The 14559-nt window shown below is 72.5% G+C and carries 13 protein-coding genes; 3 read left to right on the plus strand and 10 right to left on the minus strand.

All coding sequences use genetic code 11. The features are described 5' to 3' along the window. Positions 1-30 precede the first annotated feature (30 nt). The 5 genes from ACZ4NB_RS09645 to ACZ4NB_RS09665 form a co-directional block, all read right to left on the minus strand. The gene (locus ACZ4NB_RS09645; RefSeq protein ID WP_467659755.1) at positions 31-1593 is read right to left on the minus strand and encodes an AMP-binding protein; all 1563 of its coding nucleotides are present in this window, start codon (positions 1591-1593) and stop codon (positions 31-33) included. Then, positions 1590-2972 carry a KamA family radical SAM protein gene (locus ACZ4NB_RS09650; RefSeq protein WP_467659757.1) on the minus strand — a complete coding sequence of 461 codons (1383 nt, stop codon included), beginning with the start codon at positions 2970-2972 and terminating at the stop codon, positions 1590-1592. The genes ACZ4NB_RS09645 and ACZ4NB_RS09650 overlap by 4 nt, the downstream gene beginning before the upstream one ends. After that, positions 2969-4648, minus strand: a complete 1680-nt coding sequence (locus ACZ4NB_RS09655; RefSeq protein WP_467659759.1) for a carbamoyltransferase C-terminal domain-containing protein — start codon at positions 4646-4648, stop codon at positions 2969-2971. Before ACZ4NB_RS09655 ends, ACZ4NB_RS09650 begins: the two co-directional genes overlap by 4 nt. Positions 4649-4749: 101 nt before the next feature. Further along, positions 4750-5940: an acyl-CoA dehydrogenase family protein gene (locus tag ACZ4NB_RS09660; RefSeq protein ID WP_467659761.1), complete on the minus strand. Its 1191-nt coding sequence runs from the start codon at positions 5938-5940 to the stop codon at positions 4750-4752. Between the two features lie 21 nt (positions 5941-5961). Beyond that, positions 5962-7110: an acyl carrier protein gene (locus ACZ4NB_RS09665; protein WP_467659763.1), complete on the minus strand. Its 1149-nt coding sequence runs from the start codon at positions 7108-7110 to the stop codon at positions 5962-5964. A gap of 353 nt (positions 7111-7463) precedes the next feature. Here ACZ4NB_RS09665 and ACZ4NB_RS09670 point away from each other — a divergent pair, with 353 nt between their 5' ends. Further along, positions 7464-8144, plus strand: coding sequence for a maleylpyruvate isomerase family mycothiol-dependent enzyme (locus tag ACZ4NB_RS09670; protein WP_467659765.1), 681 nt, complete (start codon positions 7464-7466; stop codon positions 8142-8144). 10 nt (positions 8145-8154) lie between these two features. Here the strand turns inward: ACZ4NB_RS09670 and ACZ4NB_RS09675 are convergent, their stop codons facing one another. Continuing rightward, positions 8155-9561: a short-chain fatty acyl-CoA regulator family protein gene (locus tag ACZ4NB_RS09675; protein ID WP_467659767.1), complete on the minus strand. Its 1407-nt coding sequence runs from the start codon at positions 9559-9561 to the stop codon at positions 8155-8157. After that, on the minus strand, positions 9558-9917 hold the full coding sequence (locus ACZ4NB_RS09680; RefSeq protein ID WP_467659769.1) for a winged helix-turn-helix transcriptional regulator: 360 nt from the start codon (positions 9915-9917) through the stop codon (positions 9558-9560). Before ACZ4NB_RS09680 ends, ACZ4NB_RS09675 begins: the two co-directional genes overlap by 4 nt. A 102-nt stretch (positions 9918-10019) precedes the next feature. On the opposite strand from ACZ4NB_RS09680, the gene ACZ4NB_RS09685 reads away from it, so the two are divergent. After that, positions 10020-10928 (plus strand): NAD(P)-dependent oxidoreductase, encoded by a 909-nt coding sequence (locus tag ACZ4NB_RS09685; RefSeq protein WP_467659771.1) that lies wholly within the window; start codon positions 10020-10022, stop codon positions 10926-10928. 86 nt (positions 10929-11014) lie between these two features. On the opposite strand, the gene ACZ4NB_RS09690 is transcribed toward ACZ4NB_RS09685, so the two are convergent. The 3 genes from ACZ4NB_RS09690 to ACZ4NB_RS09700 all read right to left on the minus strand — a co-directional run bounded on the left by ACZ4NB_RS09690 (position 11015) and on the right by ACZ4NB_RS09700 (position 13395). After that, positions 11015-12091: a mechanosensitive ion channel family protein gene (locus tag ACZ4NB_RS09690; protein ID WP_467659829.1), complete on the minus strand. Its 1077-nt coding sequence runs from the start codon at positions 12089-12091 to the stop codon at positions 11015-11017. A gap of 240 nt (positions 12092-12331) precedes the next feature. Then, positions 12332-12910: a hypothetical protein gene (locus ACZ4NB_RS09695; protein WP_467659773.1), complete on the minus strand. Its 579-nt coding sequence runs from the start codon at positions 12908-12910 to the stop codon at positions 12332-12334. 302 nt (positions 12911-13212) lie between these two features. Continuing rightward, positions 13213-13395 carry a hypothetical protein gene (locus ACZ4NB_RS09700; RefSeq protein ID WP_467659832.1) on the minus strand — a complete coding sequence of 61 codons (183 nt, stop codon included), beginning with the start codon at positions 13393-13395 and terminating at the stop codon, positions 13213-13215. Positions 13396-13540: 145 nt separating this feature from the next. On the opposite strand from ACZ4NB_RS09700, the gene ACZ4NB_RS09705 reads away from it, so the two are divergent. Further along, a complete protein-coding gene (locus ACZ4NB_RS09705; RefSeq protein ID WP_467659775.1) occupies positions 13541-14503 on the plus strand; it encodes a cyclase family protein in 963 nt (320 codons plus the stop codon). The last annotated feature ends 56 nt before the right edge of the window (positions 14504-14559 follow it).

The following is a 14559-nucleotide window of genomic DNA, read 5'->3' on the forward strand; positions in this document are numbered from 1 at the left end:
GGGCTGCCCCCCTCCCTCCCCGACTCCGTTTCACCCGGCTCTCTCCTGCGCCAGCATCGCGTCCACCGCCGCCCGGTCGATCTTGCCGTTCGGGTTGAGCGGCAGCGCCGCAAGCGCCGTCAGGGTCTCGGGCACCATGTACCCGGGCAGCCGCTCGCGCAGCGCTGCGCCCACCCGCTCCGCGTCGGGCACCTCATGGCCCGTGCCGCTGTAGGCGGCGACGAGTTGGGGGCCGTGTGCCGTCGGCCGGGCCAGCACCACCGCGTCGGCCACTCCCGGCTGCTGCCGAAGCGCCGCCTCCACCTCGCCCAACTCCAGGCGGTAGCCGTGCAGTTGCACCTGCTGGTCGAGTCGGCCCAGATGGACCAGCTCCCCCGTGGCATGCCGGGTGACGCGGTCTCCCGTGCGGTACCAGTGCGCCTCGGTGAGGGCGGCCCCGGGGGCGCGGGGCGCGGCGTCCGGCGCCAGGAAGCGGCCCTCGTCGTCCTTCGCGTCGAGGTAGCCGTGGAAGCGCTGGGGGCCGCGCACGCACAACTCGCCCTTGTGGAGCAGGATGTCCGCGCCGGGGTGGGGGGTGCCGATCGGCACCGTCCCGTTGGTCGTGCGCGGCCAGTCGTCCTCGGACTCCGGCAGCCGGTAGGTGGCGCAGGTGACGGTCAGTTCGGTCGGGCCGTAGCCGTTGTCCAGGCTGCTGCCGGGCGCGGCGCGGCGCCAGGCGCGCGCCTGCTGGTAGGTCAGCGGTTCGCCGCAGAACATGCTGTGCCGCAGGGTCGGCATGCTGTCCGGCTTCAGGGCGCGCAACCGGCCGGCGAGGGTGATGACGGACGGCACCGAGTTCCAGTGGGTGATACCGCGCTGCCGGATGAAGCGGACCGGCGCCAGCACCTCCTCACGGGTCGGCACCACCAGCGCCGCCCCCGACCCCCAGGCGACGAACATGTCGAAGACCGAGGGGTCGAAGGTCAGGTCGAAGGTCTGCGAGAGCCGCGCGCCGGGCCCGGCCTCCGCACGCGGTACGACATGCTCCAGATAGGCGGTCGCATTGCGGTGCCGGACCGGCACCCCCTTGGGCCTGCCGGTGGACCCGGAGGTGAACAGGATGTACGCGACAGCGTCCGGGTCCGCCGCCACCGGGGGCAGTTCGGCGCCGTCCTGTGCCGGTGCCCCGCTCCGCGCGGCCGTCGTGTCCGCGCTCCACTGCTCGGGTCGCCACACCGGCGCCGCGATCCCGGTCGGGTCGCCGCTGCCGTCGGTGATCACGGCGTCGAGTGCCGCGGCCCCGGCGACGGCGGCGTTGCGGTGCGCCGGGAAGGCGGTGCCCAGGGGCACGACCGTGGCACCCAGGCGCTGCACCGCCAGATAGCCGGCGTACGCGACGACGCTGCGGGAGGCCAGCAGCCCGACCCGGCAGGGCACCTGGCCGTTCAGATGCCGCAGCAGACCGGCCGCGAGCCGGTCGGCCGCCGCGGACAGCTCGGCGTAGCCGAGCGCTTCGCCGGCCACCTCCAGGGCGGTGGCGCCGGGACGCGCGGCGGCCGACACCGCGAACCAGTCGTACAGGGTGCGGCGGGTGCTCCTGCGGCTGGTGCTCATGCCGCGTCCGTCCGCAGGTGGCCGTGGCAGGCGGCCCGGATCTCCGCCGGGGCCTGCGGATCGAGTTCCAGGTCGTGCAGCCAGGCCGCGTCCGGCGAGTAGCGCGCCCTGAACGGGCGTCCCACCAGGGCGGGGTCGCGGGCCTGGAGCATCCGCAGCTGGAACCAGCGGCCCTGGCGCGTCTCCTCGACCCCGTCCACGGCGACCTTGCCCGGCGTCGCGGACATCACCGGGCCGCGGACCGTACGGGCCAGGCCCGGCAGCGTGCGGTAGGCGTCCTGGAAGATCCGCGCGGCCCGGGCCAGCGGCACCTTGAAGTACTCCTGGGGGCCGGTGTCGCGCTCCACGAACATGTAGTACGGCACGACTCCCGCGGCCAGTTCGGCGCGCCAGAGCCCGTTCCACACCTCGGCGTCGTCGTTGACGTGCGCGATCAGCGGGGCCTGGCCGTAGACGACGGCTCCGGTGGCGCGGATGCGGCGCAGGGCCCGCTGGGCCGGGTCCGTCGCCAGCTCCCGGGGATGGCTGAAGTGCGCCATCACCGCGAGCTGCCGCCCGGAGGCCACCACCTTCTCGAACAGCCGCAGTACCTCGTCGGCGTCCTGGTCGGTGACGAAGCGCTGCGGCCAGTAGGCGACCGATTTGGTGCCGATCCGGATCGTCCGGACCGTCTCCACGTCCAGCAGCGGCTCCAGGTGCGTCCGCAGGCGCTCCGTCGTCATCACCATCGGGTCGCCGCCGGTGACCAGGACGTCGTGCACATCGGGGTGCGCGGCGAGGTAGCGGATCAGGCCGGAGGGGTCGGGGGCGGCGAAGCGCAGATCGGCGTCGCCGATGAACTGCGCCCAGCGGAAGCAGTAGGTGCAGTAGGCGTGGCAGGTCTGGCCCTGCGAGGGGAAGTACAGGACGGTTTCCCGGTACTTGTGCTGCAGACCGGGCAGCGAAACCCCTTCCTGTACGGGAACATTGAGCTGCTGCTGGCCCGACGGGTGGGGGTTGAGCCGGTCCCGGATGGCGGTGACGGCCTCCTTCAGCAGCGGTCGGTCGGCCGGGTCCGCGGAGAGCTTGGCGAGCTGCCGCTCGTCCTCGGCCGTCAGCATGCCGCGCTGCGGGAAGGTCAGTTGGAACAGCGGATCCGCGGTGCCGCGGTCCCAGTCGATCAGGTGCTCCAGGACGTAGCCGTTGACCCGGAAGGGCAGCACCAGGGAGATCCGCCGCACGGTTTCGCGTACGTCGGGGGCCAGTCCGTAGCGGTCGGCGATCTCGTCGATATGCCGCGGTCCGAAGGCCCGGAAGCGTTCACCGCGCTGCGGCGGGCCGTCCGCCGGGCCGGGAGGTCGGCCGCCTCCGGTGCGGGCCGTCCGGCTGGTGGGCGTCATCGCGTCCCCCTGGCGTCGTCCTTCTTGCGGAACAGCTCGTCGCCCAGGACGAGGAAGTCCAGGTCCATGGCCCGGAAGGCGGCCAGGGCGTCACCGCGGGTGTTGACGATGGGCTCGCCCTTGCCGTTGAAGGAGGTGTTGAGCAGTACCGGCGGCACCCCGGCGCGCTCCAGCGCGTCGAGGACGGCGCCCACCGCGGGAGCCTCGTCGGAGTGCAGCACCTGGGGCCTGGTGGTGCCGTCGACGTGCACCACCCCCGGAGCGACCCGCCGGCCCAGTTCGGTGGCCTTGGCCGCGCCCAGCATGTAGCGGCTGAGGTGCTCCTGCGGCTCCCACAGGCGGGCGCCGTAGCCGGGACGGGTCACCCCTGCGAACGGGCGCCACTGCTCGCGGTCCTTGATGACGTTCACCCGGGTGTTGACCTCGGCGGTGTCGGGCACGGCGATGATGGACCGGCGGCACAGCGCGCGCGGTCCCACTTCGGCCCGCCCCTGGGCCACGGCGCCGACCTGCCCCGCCAGCAGCAGCGCGGTGACCTGGTCGATGTCCAGGTCCGAGCGCACCAGGTCGGCCGTGTCGGGCGCGGCGGCGGACCGCGGGCCGGCAGGTCCGTCGATGTCGGTGCCGAGGTACGGGCTGAGGGGCCGTCCGGTGCGGTGCTTGGGCGGGTTGACGTACCAGGCGGCGCCGAGGGCCACCCCGGCGTCGTGCGGCACCGGCGGTACGTACAGCGGTCCGGGCAGGGTGCCGTTGGTGCTGCAGTTGAGTGCCACGCCGCCGGCCAGGCAGAGTTCGTCGACTCCGGAGAGCTTGCGCGTCGTGGCGGCCAGCGCGGTGACGGTCTCCTCCACGATGCGCTGGGCGGTGTAGGCGACCAGGACGGCCTTGGGGTCCTCGGCCAGGCGCCCCTCCGGCAGGGTGGGGCCGGCCGCTCCGGCGATCTTCGTGTAGCGCTCCCGCCAGGCCGCGACGGTGGTGTCGTACTGCTCCTTGATCTCGTCGGCGGTGGCGCGGCCGGTGCTCTCCTGCAGCGGGCCGATCGCGAGGCGGAAGTCGTCGGCGGCGAGGTCGACGAGGGACGTAACGGCGGTGCCGCGGGCCCGGCCGTAGGCGGCCAGCCCCATGGTCTTGCCGGCGTTGAGGAACGAGAAGCCGAGCCAGGTGGACGCCGCGTCATAGGCGTAGCCGAGCGAGGAGGTGCGGGGCCAGCTGCGCTCCAGGCGGGGTTCGGCGCCGTCCTCGAAGGTCCAGACGGTCGTCGACTCGTTCTCGCCGTGTCCGTCGACGACCAGGACTCCGGCCTTGCTGAACGGGGAGGCGTAGAAGGAGGAGGCGGCGTGTGCGGCGTGGTGCGGCACCCGCACCACGGACGGCGGGCGCTCGCCGAAGTCGAGCCCCACCGCGAAGGCGAGGAACTCGGCGTCGTCGGTGAAGCGTTGGGGGTAGAGCTGCTGGGTGTTCCAGCCCACGGCGACCACGTCGAGGTCGGCGGCGGTGATGCCGGCCTGCTGAAGGCAGAAGCGGGCGGCGTTGAGGGGCTTGCGGTACAGGGAGTGGCGCACCCGGTTGCAGCGCTCCTCCTCGGAGAAGGCGATGACCTCTCCCTCGCCGTTGACGAGGCAGGCGGCCGTGTCGTGCCACCCGGTGGGGGGCGCGTTGACACCGAGAATCCACATGGACGGCTCTCCGTAGGGGTCGTGAGGATGGGGTGGGGTCGGACTCGTCGGACGCGGCGCGCTCGTCGGACGCCGTGGCGCCGGCGTGCGGGGCACACCGGTCAGGCGAAGGACACCTCGCGGTCCAGCAGCGCCAGCCGCCCGTCGGCCAGGTGCAGCCGGTCGTTCTTGTAGTTGAGGGCGGCCGAGCGCAGATCGCGCAGGTTCTGTTCCAGCCGGGTCGGGGAGTCCTTGAGGTAGCCGTGCTGCAGGCCCACCGCGTCGATCAGGTCGTCGACGGCGGCCCGGCACTGCTCCGAGGCGGAGATCTTCAGGCCGTTGAGCAGCAGCTGGCAGGCGGGCGCGGTGATGTCCGCGGTGGTCTCCACCATCGCCAGGGTGTGGCGCAGCTGCGCGTGGACGGCGTCGAGCCGCTGGCGCGCGGTGGACAGCCGGGTGAGCAGCAGCTCGGAGCCGACATCGAAGCGTTTGCGGCCCGCCGGACCGCGGATCAGGCCCAGGACCCGGGAGAGCGCTCCGGCGGCGGTGCCCAGCCATGCGGCCGACCAGCCGAGGTGGGCGTAGGGGCCCAGGATGTGGTTGGCGATGTCGCGGAAGGGGACGCCGGCGCCGATGACCTGGTGGCCGGGGACGGTGCCGGTCAGCTTCAGCGGCGGGCTGTGGGTGGCGCGCATGCCCATCGGCTGCCAGTCGCCGGCCGGTTCCACGACGAGCTGGTCGCGCGCCGCGTACACCAGGGCGACGTCGTTGTCGGCACTGGCGTCGGCGTGCTTCATGGTGATCAGGAACCCGTCGGCGTGGGCGCCGCCGGTCACCACGGGCGCGAAGCGGTCGATCAGCAGCTCGCCGCCGCTCTCGTGCAGGGCGGACTGCGCGCTGTAGAGATGGCCGCCCTTGCCGCTCTCGGTGCTGACGGAGGCCAGATAGCTTCGCCCGGCGCCCAGCTGCGGCAGCAGCGCCTCGCGCAGCGGCGGCGCGGCGAACTCGACGGCCGCGGCCACCTGTTGGCAGTGCATGGTGAAGATCAGCGCCACCGACATATCGCAGCGGCCCAGGGCTATTCCGGCGTCGACGACCTCGCGCAGGGTGCCGCCGAGGCCGCCGTAGCGGGTGGGGACGACCAGGCCGAGCAGTCCGGTGTCGCGCAGTTCGTCCAGCGCCTGGACGGGGAAGGCGGCTTCCCGGTCGGCGGCGGCCAGATGCCGTTCGGCGACGGCGGTGACCCGGGCGATCCGTGCGCTCAGCTCCGGTCGGGCACCGGTGGGGGCGGCGGGGCGGTCGATCGTGCTCACGGCGGTGTCCTCTCTTGGGGATCAACGGGCGCCGGTGGCACTGCGGACGATGCGGCACAGCCCGTCCATGCTCCGCAGGTTCTCGGGAACGAGGTCGTCGGCGTCGAGTTCGATGTCGAGCTGCGCTTCGAGGCGGTCGATGATGTCGACCATCCGGAACGAGGTGAAGCCGGGCAGTGCGGCCAGGTCGACGTCGTCGGCACGGAGCAGCGCCTGGTCGGCGTCGAGGACCGCGCCGACGACGTGGGCGATGCGGTCGCGCAGGCCCTCCGGGTCCGCTGCCGCGGCGGCGGCCGGGGCCGGGAAGATCCGCCGGTCGGCTTCGAGGAGTTCGGCGAGGCGGGTGACGGTCCCGGCGGGTTCGGGGCGGCCCCGGACGACACGGCGGTAGGTCACATACGCCTGGGTGACCAGCTTGTCCCAGTCGGCCAGATGCCGTGCCGTCGGCTCGTCGAGGGGACCGCCGTCGGCGGCGAACAGGGCGTGCAGCCGTCGCGACCGGGCCAGCAGCCAGGTGTCCCCGGTCAGCCGGTGCAGCGCCCGTTCGCGGTCCGCGGCCCGGTCGAGCGCGGCGAGGTAGTCGGCCATGGGGGCGTGGTCGATGCGCGGTTCGGGGCGGGCGGCCGGTTCGGGCCCGGCGGTGATCTCGTAGAGGTCGATCCGCCGCAGCGCGGCCAGCTCGGCTCGGGTCACGGTCCAGCTGCCGGGCTTGGCCGCTCCCCACTGGGTGTCGTTGTCATAGGCGTCGACGACCGTCCAGGGGCCGTCGGCGCTGCCGGGCGCGATCAGCAGGAAGCTGTGCTCCATGTGCTGCCGCCCGAAGTACGGCAGCCAGGGCATCTCATGGGCGTCGGCGAGGGCGTAGCGGATCTCGCCCGGCGCGAGGGCCGGCCCGTCCGGTCGGGCGCCGGTGGTGGCGGTCCGTTCGCCGACGGACAGGCCCAACACCCGCCGTGCCTCGGCGAGTTCCTCCTCGACCGGCGGGTCGACGGTGGGCAGTCCGTCCGGGCCGGGCCACCACCGGGAGCTCAGTTTCGACCCGAGCCGCAGATGTGTGCCCGCGCCGTGGAAGTGATCGGCGAGCACGGCCAGATTGGACTGCACACAGTCCAGGACTTCGGCCCGCACCCCGGCCAGCGCCGGAATCGGATGCTCTCTCGCGTCCTGCACACTTCCCCCGTTGTCGAGCCGTGGCGGCGCTCGTCAACACGCCATCCACCCACGCAAATTCCACAATGCGAAATGTCGCATCCGCTCTGCGGGATTAAGCTAGCCCGACCGGTCGGCTTCAGCAACGCCCAGTGACCCAGATCACTGCACCCGCCAACGCGACGGCGGATGCGCCGCATTGCGGAATCGACGCTCCCCGAAAGCCGGTTGACGCCCCGGAAGAGCGCGCCCTAGAGTCCCCGCCGTTGCCGCCATGCGGATATCGCATTCCACGGTCGGCACCACCCGAGGCGGGACACGCATCCGACAGGCACCTGGGGGCCACGATGCAACAGACCGAGGCGTTAGGCCCGATGACCGCGTCCACGGACCGGTTCGTGCGGAGCGTCCAGGCGCTCACCGCCGCGGAGGCGGGCGGCCCGACACTGGTGCCGCCGTGGACCCGCGGCCATGTCATCACCCATGTGGCCCGCGCCGCCGACAGCCTCTGCCGACTGCTCACCTGGGCCCGTACCGGCGTGGAGACCCCGCAGTACACCGATATGGAGACCCGGGCCGCCGAGATCGAGGCCGGCGCCCGGCGCCCGGTCGACGAGCTGGTGGCCGACGTCCTGGCGAGCGCCGAGCGCTTCGACGACGCCCTGCGCACCCTGCCGGACGCCGCATGGAGCTATCAGGTCCGCATGCGCACCGGCGAACTGCGCACGCCGGGCGCCTTGGTGCTGGCCCGACTGCGCGAACTCGAAGTGCACCATGTCGACTTGGCGACGGGATACACCTTCGCCCAGGTGCCACCGCAGGTCGCCCGCTGGATCATCGACGACCTGATCGCGGCACAGCGCCGGCGCGAAGGCGTTCCGCCGCTGCGCATCGAGGCGACGGACACCGGCCTGGCCCACGAACTGGGCACCGGCGGACCGACGGTCTGGGGCGCCCAGGCCGACCTCCTCGGCTGGCTCACCGGACGCGCCGACGGAACCGGCCTGGCGACCTCCCGGCCGGGCCCGGTCCCCGACGCGCCGTACTGGATCTGACCGAGGCGGATCAGGGCGGGGGATCCGCCACGGGGTACGGCACGAAGGTGCTGCTGTGCTCGTTGATGGCGAGGGGCTGGCCCAGGGGAGGCACGGCGCGCTGGGGGCAGTCGAGGCGCTCGCAGATGCGGCATCCCATGCCGATGGGGGTGGCGGCGGCCGTGTTGTCGAGGTCGAGGCCGTCGGAGTAGACGAGCCGGGAGGCGTGCCGGATCTCGCAGCCGAGACCGATGGCGAAGGTCTTGCCGGGCTCGCCCCAGCCGCCGCGGTGGCGGGTGACGGCGCGGGCGGTCCACAGATAGCGCTGCCCGTCCGGCATGGCCGCGATCTGGACGTGGATCCGGCCGGGCGCGGCGAACGCCTCGTAGACGTTCCACAGCGGGCAGGTGCCGCCGGCGCGCGAGAAGTGGAAGCCGGTGGCGGACTGGCGCTTGGACATGTTTCCGGCGCGGTCGACGCGTACGAAGGAGAACGGCACACCGCGCAGCCGGGGGCGCTGGAGCGTGCTGAGGCGGTGGCAGACGGTCTCATAGCCGAGGCCGAACAGGTCCGTGAGGCGCTCGATGTCATAGCGGACCTCCTCCGCGGCGGCGTGGAAGGAGGGGTAGGGCAGGATCAGCGCGGCGGCGAAGTAGTTCGCCACACCGATCCGGGCGAGCGACCAGGTGTCGGAGCCCTCCGCGAAGTCCTCCGCCGCTAGCGCGGACAGCTCGGCGCCGCATTCGAGCAGGGCGAGCTGGGTGGCCATCCGGAACGCCTGCTGGCCGGGGCGCAGCCGGCTGGACAGATGCAGCACGCGGGTGGCGGGGTCGTAGTGGTGGAGTTGGTCGGAGTCGGCCGTGATGCGCACGCCGTGGTGGTCGGTGAGCCGTGCCGACAGGGCGCGGAGGACCTCGCCGGGGCGGATGCCGATGGCGCGGGCGAGGCCCTCCGCGGCCAGGTCGGCGTCGTGCAGGTAGTTCTGCCGCCGGTAGAAGAACTCCCGGATCTCCTCGTGCGGCGAGCGCGGCAGGGCCAGTTCGGCGCTGTCCCGGTCCTCGGCCGCCACGGCCAGCTGCTGGGTCAGCGCGGCGTTGCGCCGGCCGAGCTCCAGCAGGACCCCCGCCACGGCCGGCATACGGGTGGCCAGTTGGGCGAGGTCGGACGGCGCGACCCGGGCCGCGGCCACCTCGTGCGCGAGGGTTTCGCGCAGGTCGGCGACGAGCCGGCTGGTGTCCCGCGCCGAGAAGAAGTCGGCGTCGAGGCCGAACGCCTCGGTCAGCCGCAGCAGCACCGGGACGGTCAGCGGCCGGGAGTCGTGCTCCATCTGATTGAGGTAGCTGGGCGAGATCTCCAGCCGGCGGGCGAGCTCCGCCTGGCTGAGTGCCCGCTCCTCGCGCAGCCGCCGCAGCCGCGCACCCGCATAGATCTTGCTCACCGGAACTCCCCACCGCCACGCTGCCCCAGGACGTGCTCCCGCCCCCATCGGCCGAGCGGCTCCAGTGCGGTCCCGAGGGCGGCGCCGCGCCCGGTCAGCGCGTACTCGACACGCGGGGGCACCTCGTCGTACGCCTCGCGGGAGATGATGCCGTGCGCCTCCAGCTCCCGCAGCTGGGAGGTGAGGACCTTCTCCGTCACGCCCGGGAGCATCCGGCGCAGCTCACCGAAGCGGCAGGGACCGGCTTCGAGCGCCCAGAGGATCAGGACCTTCCACTTCCCGCCGATCACGTCCATGGCCGCATCGATCCCGCAGTGATACCCCTCGGGCGCGCCCGGCCTGCCCACCGTCGCCATCGCTGACAGCCCCCTCCTCGACCTGGTCACCTACCTCGGGGAAAGCACCCACCTCAAAGTGCGTACTTGTCGCCCGCCGAGCTGTTGACCAGCCTAATCGTCATGACTGACAACACCTCTGACGATGTCTCCCGCGCTCCTTCCCTGACCCTTCTCGGCCTCGGTGACATGGGCACCGCCCTGGCCCGTGCCTGGCTCGCCGCCGGATACTCCGTGACCGTCTGGAACCGCACGCCCGACCGGGCCCGGGCCCTGGTGGCCGCGGGCGCCAGGCCCGCCGGGAGCGCCGCCGCGGCGGTGGCCGCGAACTCCCTGGTCGTGACCTGCCTGCTGGACGACGCCTCGGTGGGTGCGGTGCTGGAGGGCGTCGAACTGACCGGCAAGGACCTGGTGGACGTCACCACCGGGACGCCCGCCGAGGCCCGGGAGCGCGGGGCGTGGGCCGCGGCCCGAGGGGCCCGGTTCCTCAGCGGCGGGATCATGGCCGTACCGCCGATGGCCGGGGTTCCGGAGGCGGGCGGCTATGTGCTCTACAGCGGATCGCGTGAGCTGTTCGAGACCCATCGGGCGGCGCTGTCGGCCCCGTTCGCCGCGCGATTCGCCGGTACCGACGCCGGACACGCCGCGCTCCAGGACGTGGCGCTGCTCAGCGCGATGTACGGCATGTTCGCCGGCGTCACGCATGCCTTCGCGCTGGTGCGCGGGGAGCGGGAGATCCCGCTGAAGGAGTTCGCACCGCTGCTGTCGGGCTGGCTGACGGCGATGTCCGCGTCGATCGAGCAGACCGCCGAGCAGCTGCAGAGCGGGGACTACGGATCCGGCGTCGTCTCCACCATGGCCATGCAGGCCGCCGGAATCAGGACCTTCGTGGGCACCGCGCACGAGCAGGGGGTCAGCACCGAGCTGCTGACCCCGTACTTCGACCTGATGAAGCGCCTGGTCGACGACGGGCGGGGCGCCGAGAGCGCCACGGGAATGGTCGATCTGCTGGCGCCGGGCGACGGGAGTTAGGACCGGCACCGCCCCGGGTCGCTGCCTGTCTCTCCCGGTGTGTGGCCGGGCCCGCACCGATGCGTGCGGGCCCGGCGCCCACTCGCCTACGGCACCAGGTCCGACTGCTCACGCTGGTGCGGGATGGTGACGCCGTCGGACTGCTGAAGTGCCACGGTCCGGGCCGGGGCGGGGATCCTGATGCCCTCGGCCCGGTAGCGCTGGTGCAGGCGCTTGATGAACTCGTGCTTGATCCGGTACTGGTCGCTGAACTCGCCGACCCCGAGGATCACCGTGAAGCCGATCCTGGAGTCGCCGAACGTGTGGAAGCGGACGGCCGGTTCATGGTCGGGAACGGCACCGGTGATGTCGGTCATCACGCTCCGCACCACCTCGGTGGTGACCCGCTCGACGTGTTCGAGGTCGCTGTCATAGCCGACGCCCACCTGCACCAGGATCGACAACTGCTGTTCCGGGCGGGTGAAGTTGGTCATGTTGGTGCCGGCCAGCTGGGCGTTGGGGATGATCACCAGGTTGTTGGAGAGCTGGCGCACCACGGTGTTGCGCCAGTTGATGTCGACCACATAGCCCTCCTCGCCGCTGCTGAGCCGGATGTAGTCGCCGGGCTGCACCGTCTTGGAGGCGAGCACGTGCACGCCCGCGAAGAGGTTGGCGAGGGTGTCCTGCAGCGCCAGCGCCACCGCGAGCCCGCCCACACCCAGCGCGGTGATCAGCGGGGCCACGGAGATGCCCAGGGTCTGCAGCACGACGAGGAAACCCATCGCCAGCACCAGAATGCGGGTGATGTTGGCGAATATGGTGGCCGATCCCGCCACGCCGGACCGGGACTGGGCCAGGGACCTCACCAGTCCGGTGATCACCCGCGCCGCGGTGAGCGTGACGACCAGGATGAACAGCACGGTCAGGGCCCGGTTGACATTGCGTCCGACCGTCGCCGTGAACGGCAGTGCCGCGGTGCCCGCCGCCAGACCGGCGCATATCGCCGCCCAAGGCACCACGGACCGCAGGGCGTCCACCATGACGTCGTCCCCGCTCCACCGCGTCCTGCGCGCGTGCTTGCCCAGCCATCGCAGGACCGCCCGCAGCAGCAGGCCGGCCACGACGCCGGCGGCCAGCGCGGCCCCGGCGACGATCAAGTCATGCAGCGTGAGCGCCCGGGTCACCGGCCGGCCCCCGATGCCCGGAGAAACCGCTCTGCTGAGCACGGGATGTAATGTCTCGTCACCTTGTACCTGCTCGTCTCTACGACTGTGGATGCGCCGGAACGTCGCAGGACGCCCTCGGCACGATCAGCCATCCTGCCGCACCGGATGGCGGGCCGATCGCCGAGGTTGAGGTTGCGGGTGACCCGGGTGCTGCGGCGTGCGCTCGGTCGACGGGAACCGGGTCGGGGTGCGCCCGGCTCAGTTCACCGTCTGGTCGCCGTCGGGCAGGTCCTCGACCGTCACCTTGCCGCCCGGTACCCCGAGTTCGTCCGCCACCACCCTGGCCAGGCCCTTCGGGTCGGGCTCAGCGGGCAGGGGAACCTGTTCGCCCTCCGGGTAGCTCTCGATCGCCTTGGTGAAGTAGCTCGGGTGCCAGGCGCCGACGGCACCCCTGACCTCCACCGCCCGTACCCCCCGCGTCCCTACGCGCTGCTTGACCGCGGCGAGGATGCGGTCCGACCGGTACTCCCCCGGTACCTGGAACAGGCTGGCGTGCGCGCCGACTTTTCCGCCGCCCTCAAGGCGGACGGTCACCGTCAGACAGCTGGTCACGCTCGGGTAGAAGAGGGTCCCACCGGGCCCGGCCTCGCCGATCTGCCCCTCAGTGATCCTGATGGGCGCGGTCGGTGCGGGTGTGGCGGACACCGGTGTACGGACCGGAGGGGCCACCGGTCCCGCGAGGAATCCGCTCGCCACCGCCGGCGGGGCCTGCGCCATGGCCGAACAGGCGGCCCCCAGGCACAGGGCCAGGAGGGTGGTGACGGGTAGCCATGCCATGCCGTGCGCGCTGCCCGCCCTGTTCGCTCCGATCGCCCTGATCGCCGGTGTCCGCCGCAGCTGCCTCGTCGGCCGTAACTGCCCTCTGGGCGCCGGATTCCCGCTCGCCGCGATGGTGTGTCGTCTTCCCACCCTGCTGCCGTCCTGTTCTCGTCCGGATTGCGTTCCGCACGGACAGCCTCACATACGGGCGAACGTGCTCAGGCCGGGAACAGCGGCTTGAAAACCTTGCCGGGGAAGGGTGGCAGGGGTGCGTGGCGGCACGGGACGGCGGCAGCCCCCAGGAAGCTGCCGCCGTTCTGTCAATCCTCGTCGTCCTCCGCCCGGCGCTCGCCCTCGGCCTGGGACGGCTGGGTGCGCATGGTCGCGGGGTGCCGCTCCTCGGACGGGTCCCTGTCCTCTTCCAGCCGCTCGCCCTCGGCCTGCGACGGAGTCGTGTACTCGTAGTTCTGGCCCATGGCTGCCTCCGCAAGATCAGAATGCATGCCTATAAAAACACCGTAACGCCACAAAACCAGCGTATCGCTTCGGCGGATGCCGCCCAGCAGGGCAATACTGGCCGTATCCGGATGGCCTTCCCCAGAGAGACGCATTTCCCGGACAAGGGGGCGAGGGAGCGCTGACGAGCAGATGACCGGCAACCCCGGCGACGCACCGGTACCCCTGCCGGACCGCACCGGCAACGGGCCCGCCGTCTCCCGCGCGGAGTTCGACGCACTGTTCGATTCGATCCGTACATGGGGCCGTTGGACCCCCGCCGACCGCGGCGCCTGGAACCGGGTGACCGCGGAGCACGTACGGCGGGCCGGCGCGCTGGTCCGGGCCGGGACGGCCGTCCCCCTGGCGCGCCCGTGGGACACCGCGCCCGGCCCGGACAACCCCCTCCCCGCCCTGCACTACATGTCCGACCTCGGCGATGTGGAGGCCCCCGAGCCCTCCGCCCACAAGGACTTCATCGGCGTCGACTACCACGGCAAGACCGTCAGCCATCTGGACGCGCTGTCCCACATCGCCTATCGCGGGCGCCTCTACGACGGCCGGGCGGCGCACGAGGCCGTCGATGCCGGGGGCGCCCGCTTCGGCGCCGTGTCGGCACTGGGCCCCCTCGTGACCAGAGGCGTACTCCTCGATCTGCCCGCCGTCCTGGGCGTCCCATGGCTGGAACCCGGGCAGGCCGTGCACGCCGAGGACCTCGTCGCCGCGGAGCAGGCACTCGGTGTCACGATCGGCGAGGGCGACGCGGTGCTGCTCAGGTCCGGCAGCCCGCGCCGGGAGCCGGGGGCCCGGGCCCCCTCCGCGGCGAGCGCCGGCCTCCATGTGGATGCCGTGCCCCTGCTGGCCGAGCGCGGAATCGCCCTGCTCGGCGGCGACGGCGACAGCGACGTACGGCCCTCGCCGGTCGACGGCGTGCACTCCCCGGTCCATGCGCTCGCCATCGCCGCGATGGGGGTGCCGCTCCTGGACAACCTCGACCTCGAAGCGCTCGCCGCGGCGAGCGCCGGGACGGGCCGTTACGCGTTCCTACTCCTGGTAGCGCCCCTGAACATCCCCGGGGGCACCGGCTCGCCCGTCACGCCGGTCGCGGTGTTGTGACGGCCGCGCCCGTGCTCTCAGGGGCCCCATTACCGCCAATGATCAGTGCCGATATA

The organism is Streptomyces sp. NPDC026575 (assembly GCF_055567415.1).

Excerpts from the sequence above, each read along its gene's own strand:
- ACZ4NB_RS09645 (WP_467659755.1), bottom strand. The coding sequence starts at position 1,593 with ATGAGCACCAGCCGCAGGAGCACCCGCCGCACCCTGTACGACTGGTTC.
- ACZ4NB_RS09650 (WP_467659757.1), bottom strand. The coding sequence starts at position 2,972 with ATGACGCCCACCAGCCGGACGGCCCGCACCGGAGGCGGCCGACCTCCC.
- ACZ4NB_RS09655 (WP_467659759.1), bottom strand. The coding sequence starts at position 4,648 with ATGTGGATTCTCGGTGTCAACGCGCCCCCCACCGGGTGGCACGACACG.
- ACZ4NB_RS09670 (WP_467659765.1), top strand. The coding sequence starts at position 7,464 with ATGACCGCGTCCACGGACCGGTTCGTGCGGAGCGTCCAGGCGCTCACC.
- ACZ4NB_RS09680 (WP_467659769.1), bottom strand. The coding sequence starts at position 9,917 with ATGGCGACGGTGGGCAGGCCGGGCGCGCCCGAGGGGTATCACTGCGGG.
- ACZ4NB_RS09685 (WP_467659771.1), top strand. The coding sequence starts at position 10,020 with ATGACTGACAACACCTCTGACGATGTCTCCCGCGCTCCTTCCCTGACC.
- ACZ4NB_RS09695 (WP_467659773.1), bottom strand. The coding sequence starts at position 12,910 with ATGGCATGGCTACCCGTCACCACCCTCCTGGCCCTGTGCCTGGGGGCC.
- ACZ4NB_RS09700 (WP_467659832.1), bottom strand. The coding sequence starts at position 13,395 with ATGCATTCTGATCTTGCGGAGGCAGCCATGGGCCAGAACTACGAGTAC.
- ACZ4NB_RS09705 (WP_467659775.1), top strand. The coding sequence starts at position 13,541 with ATGACCGGCAACCCCGGCGACGCACCGGTACCCCTGCCGGACCGCACC.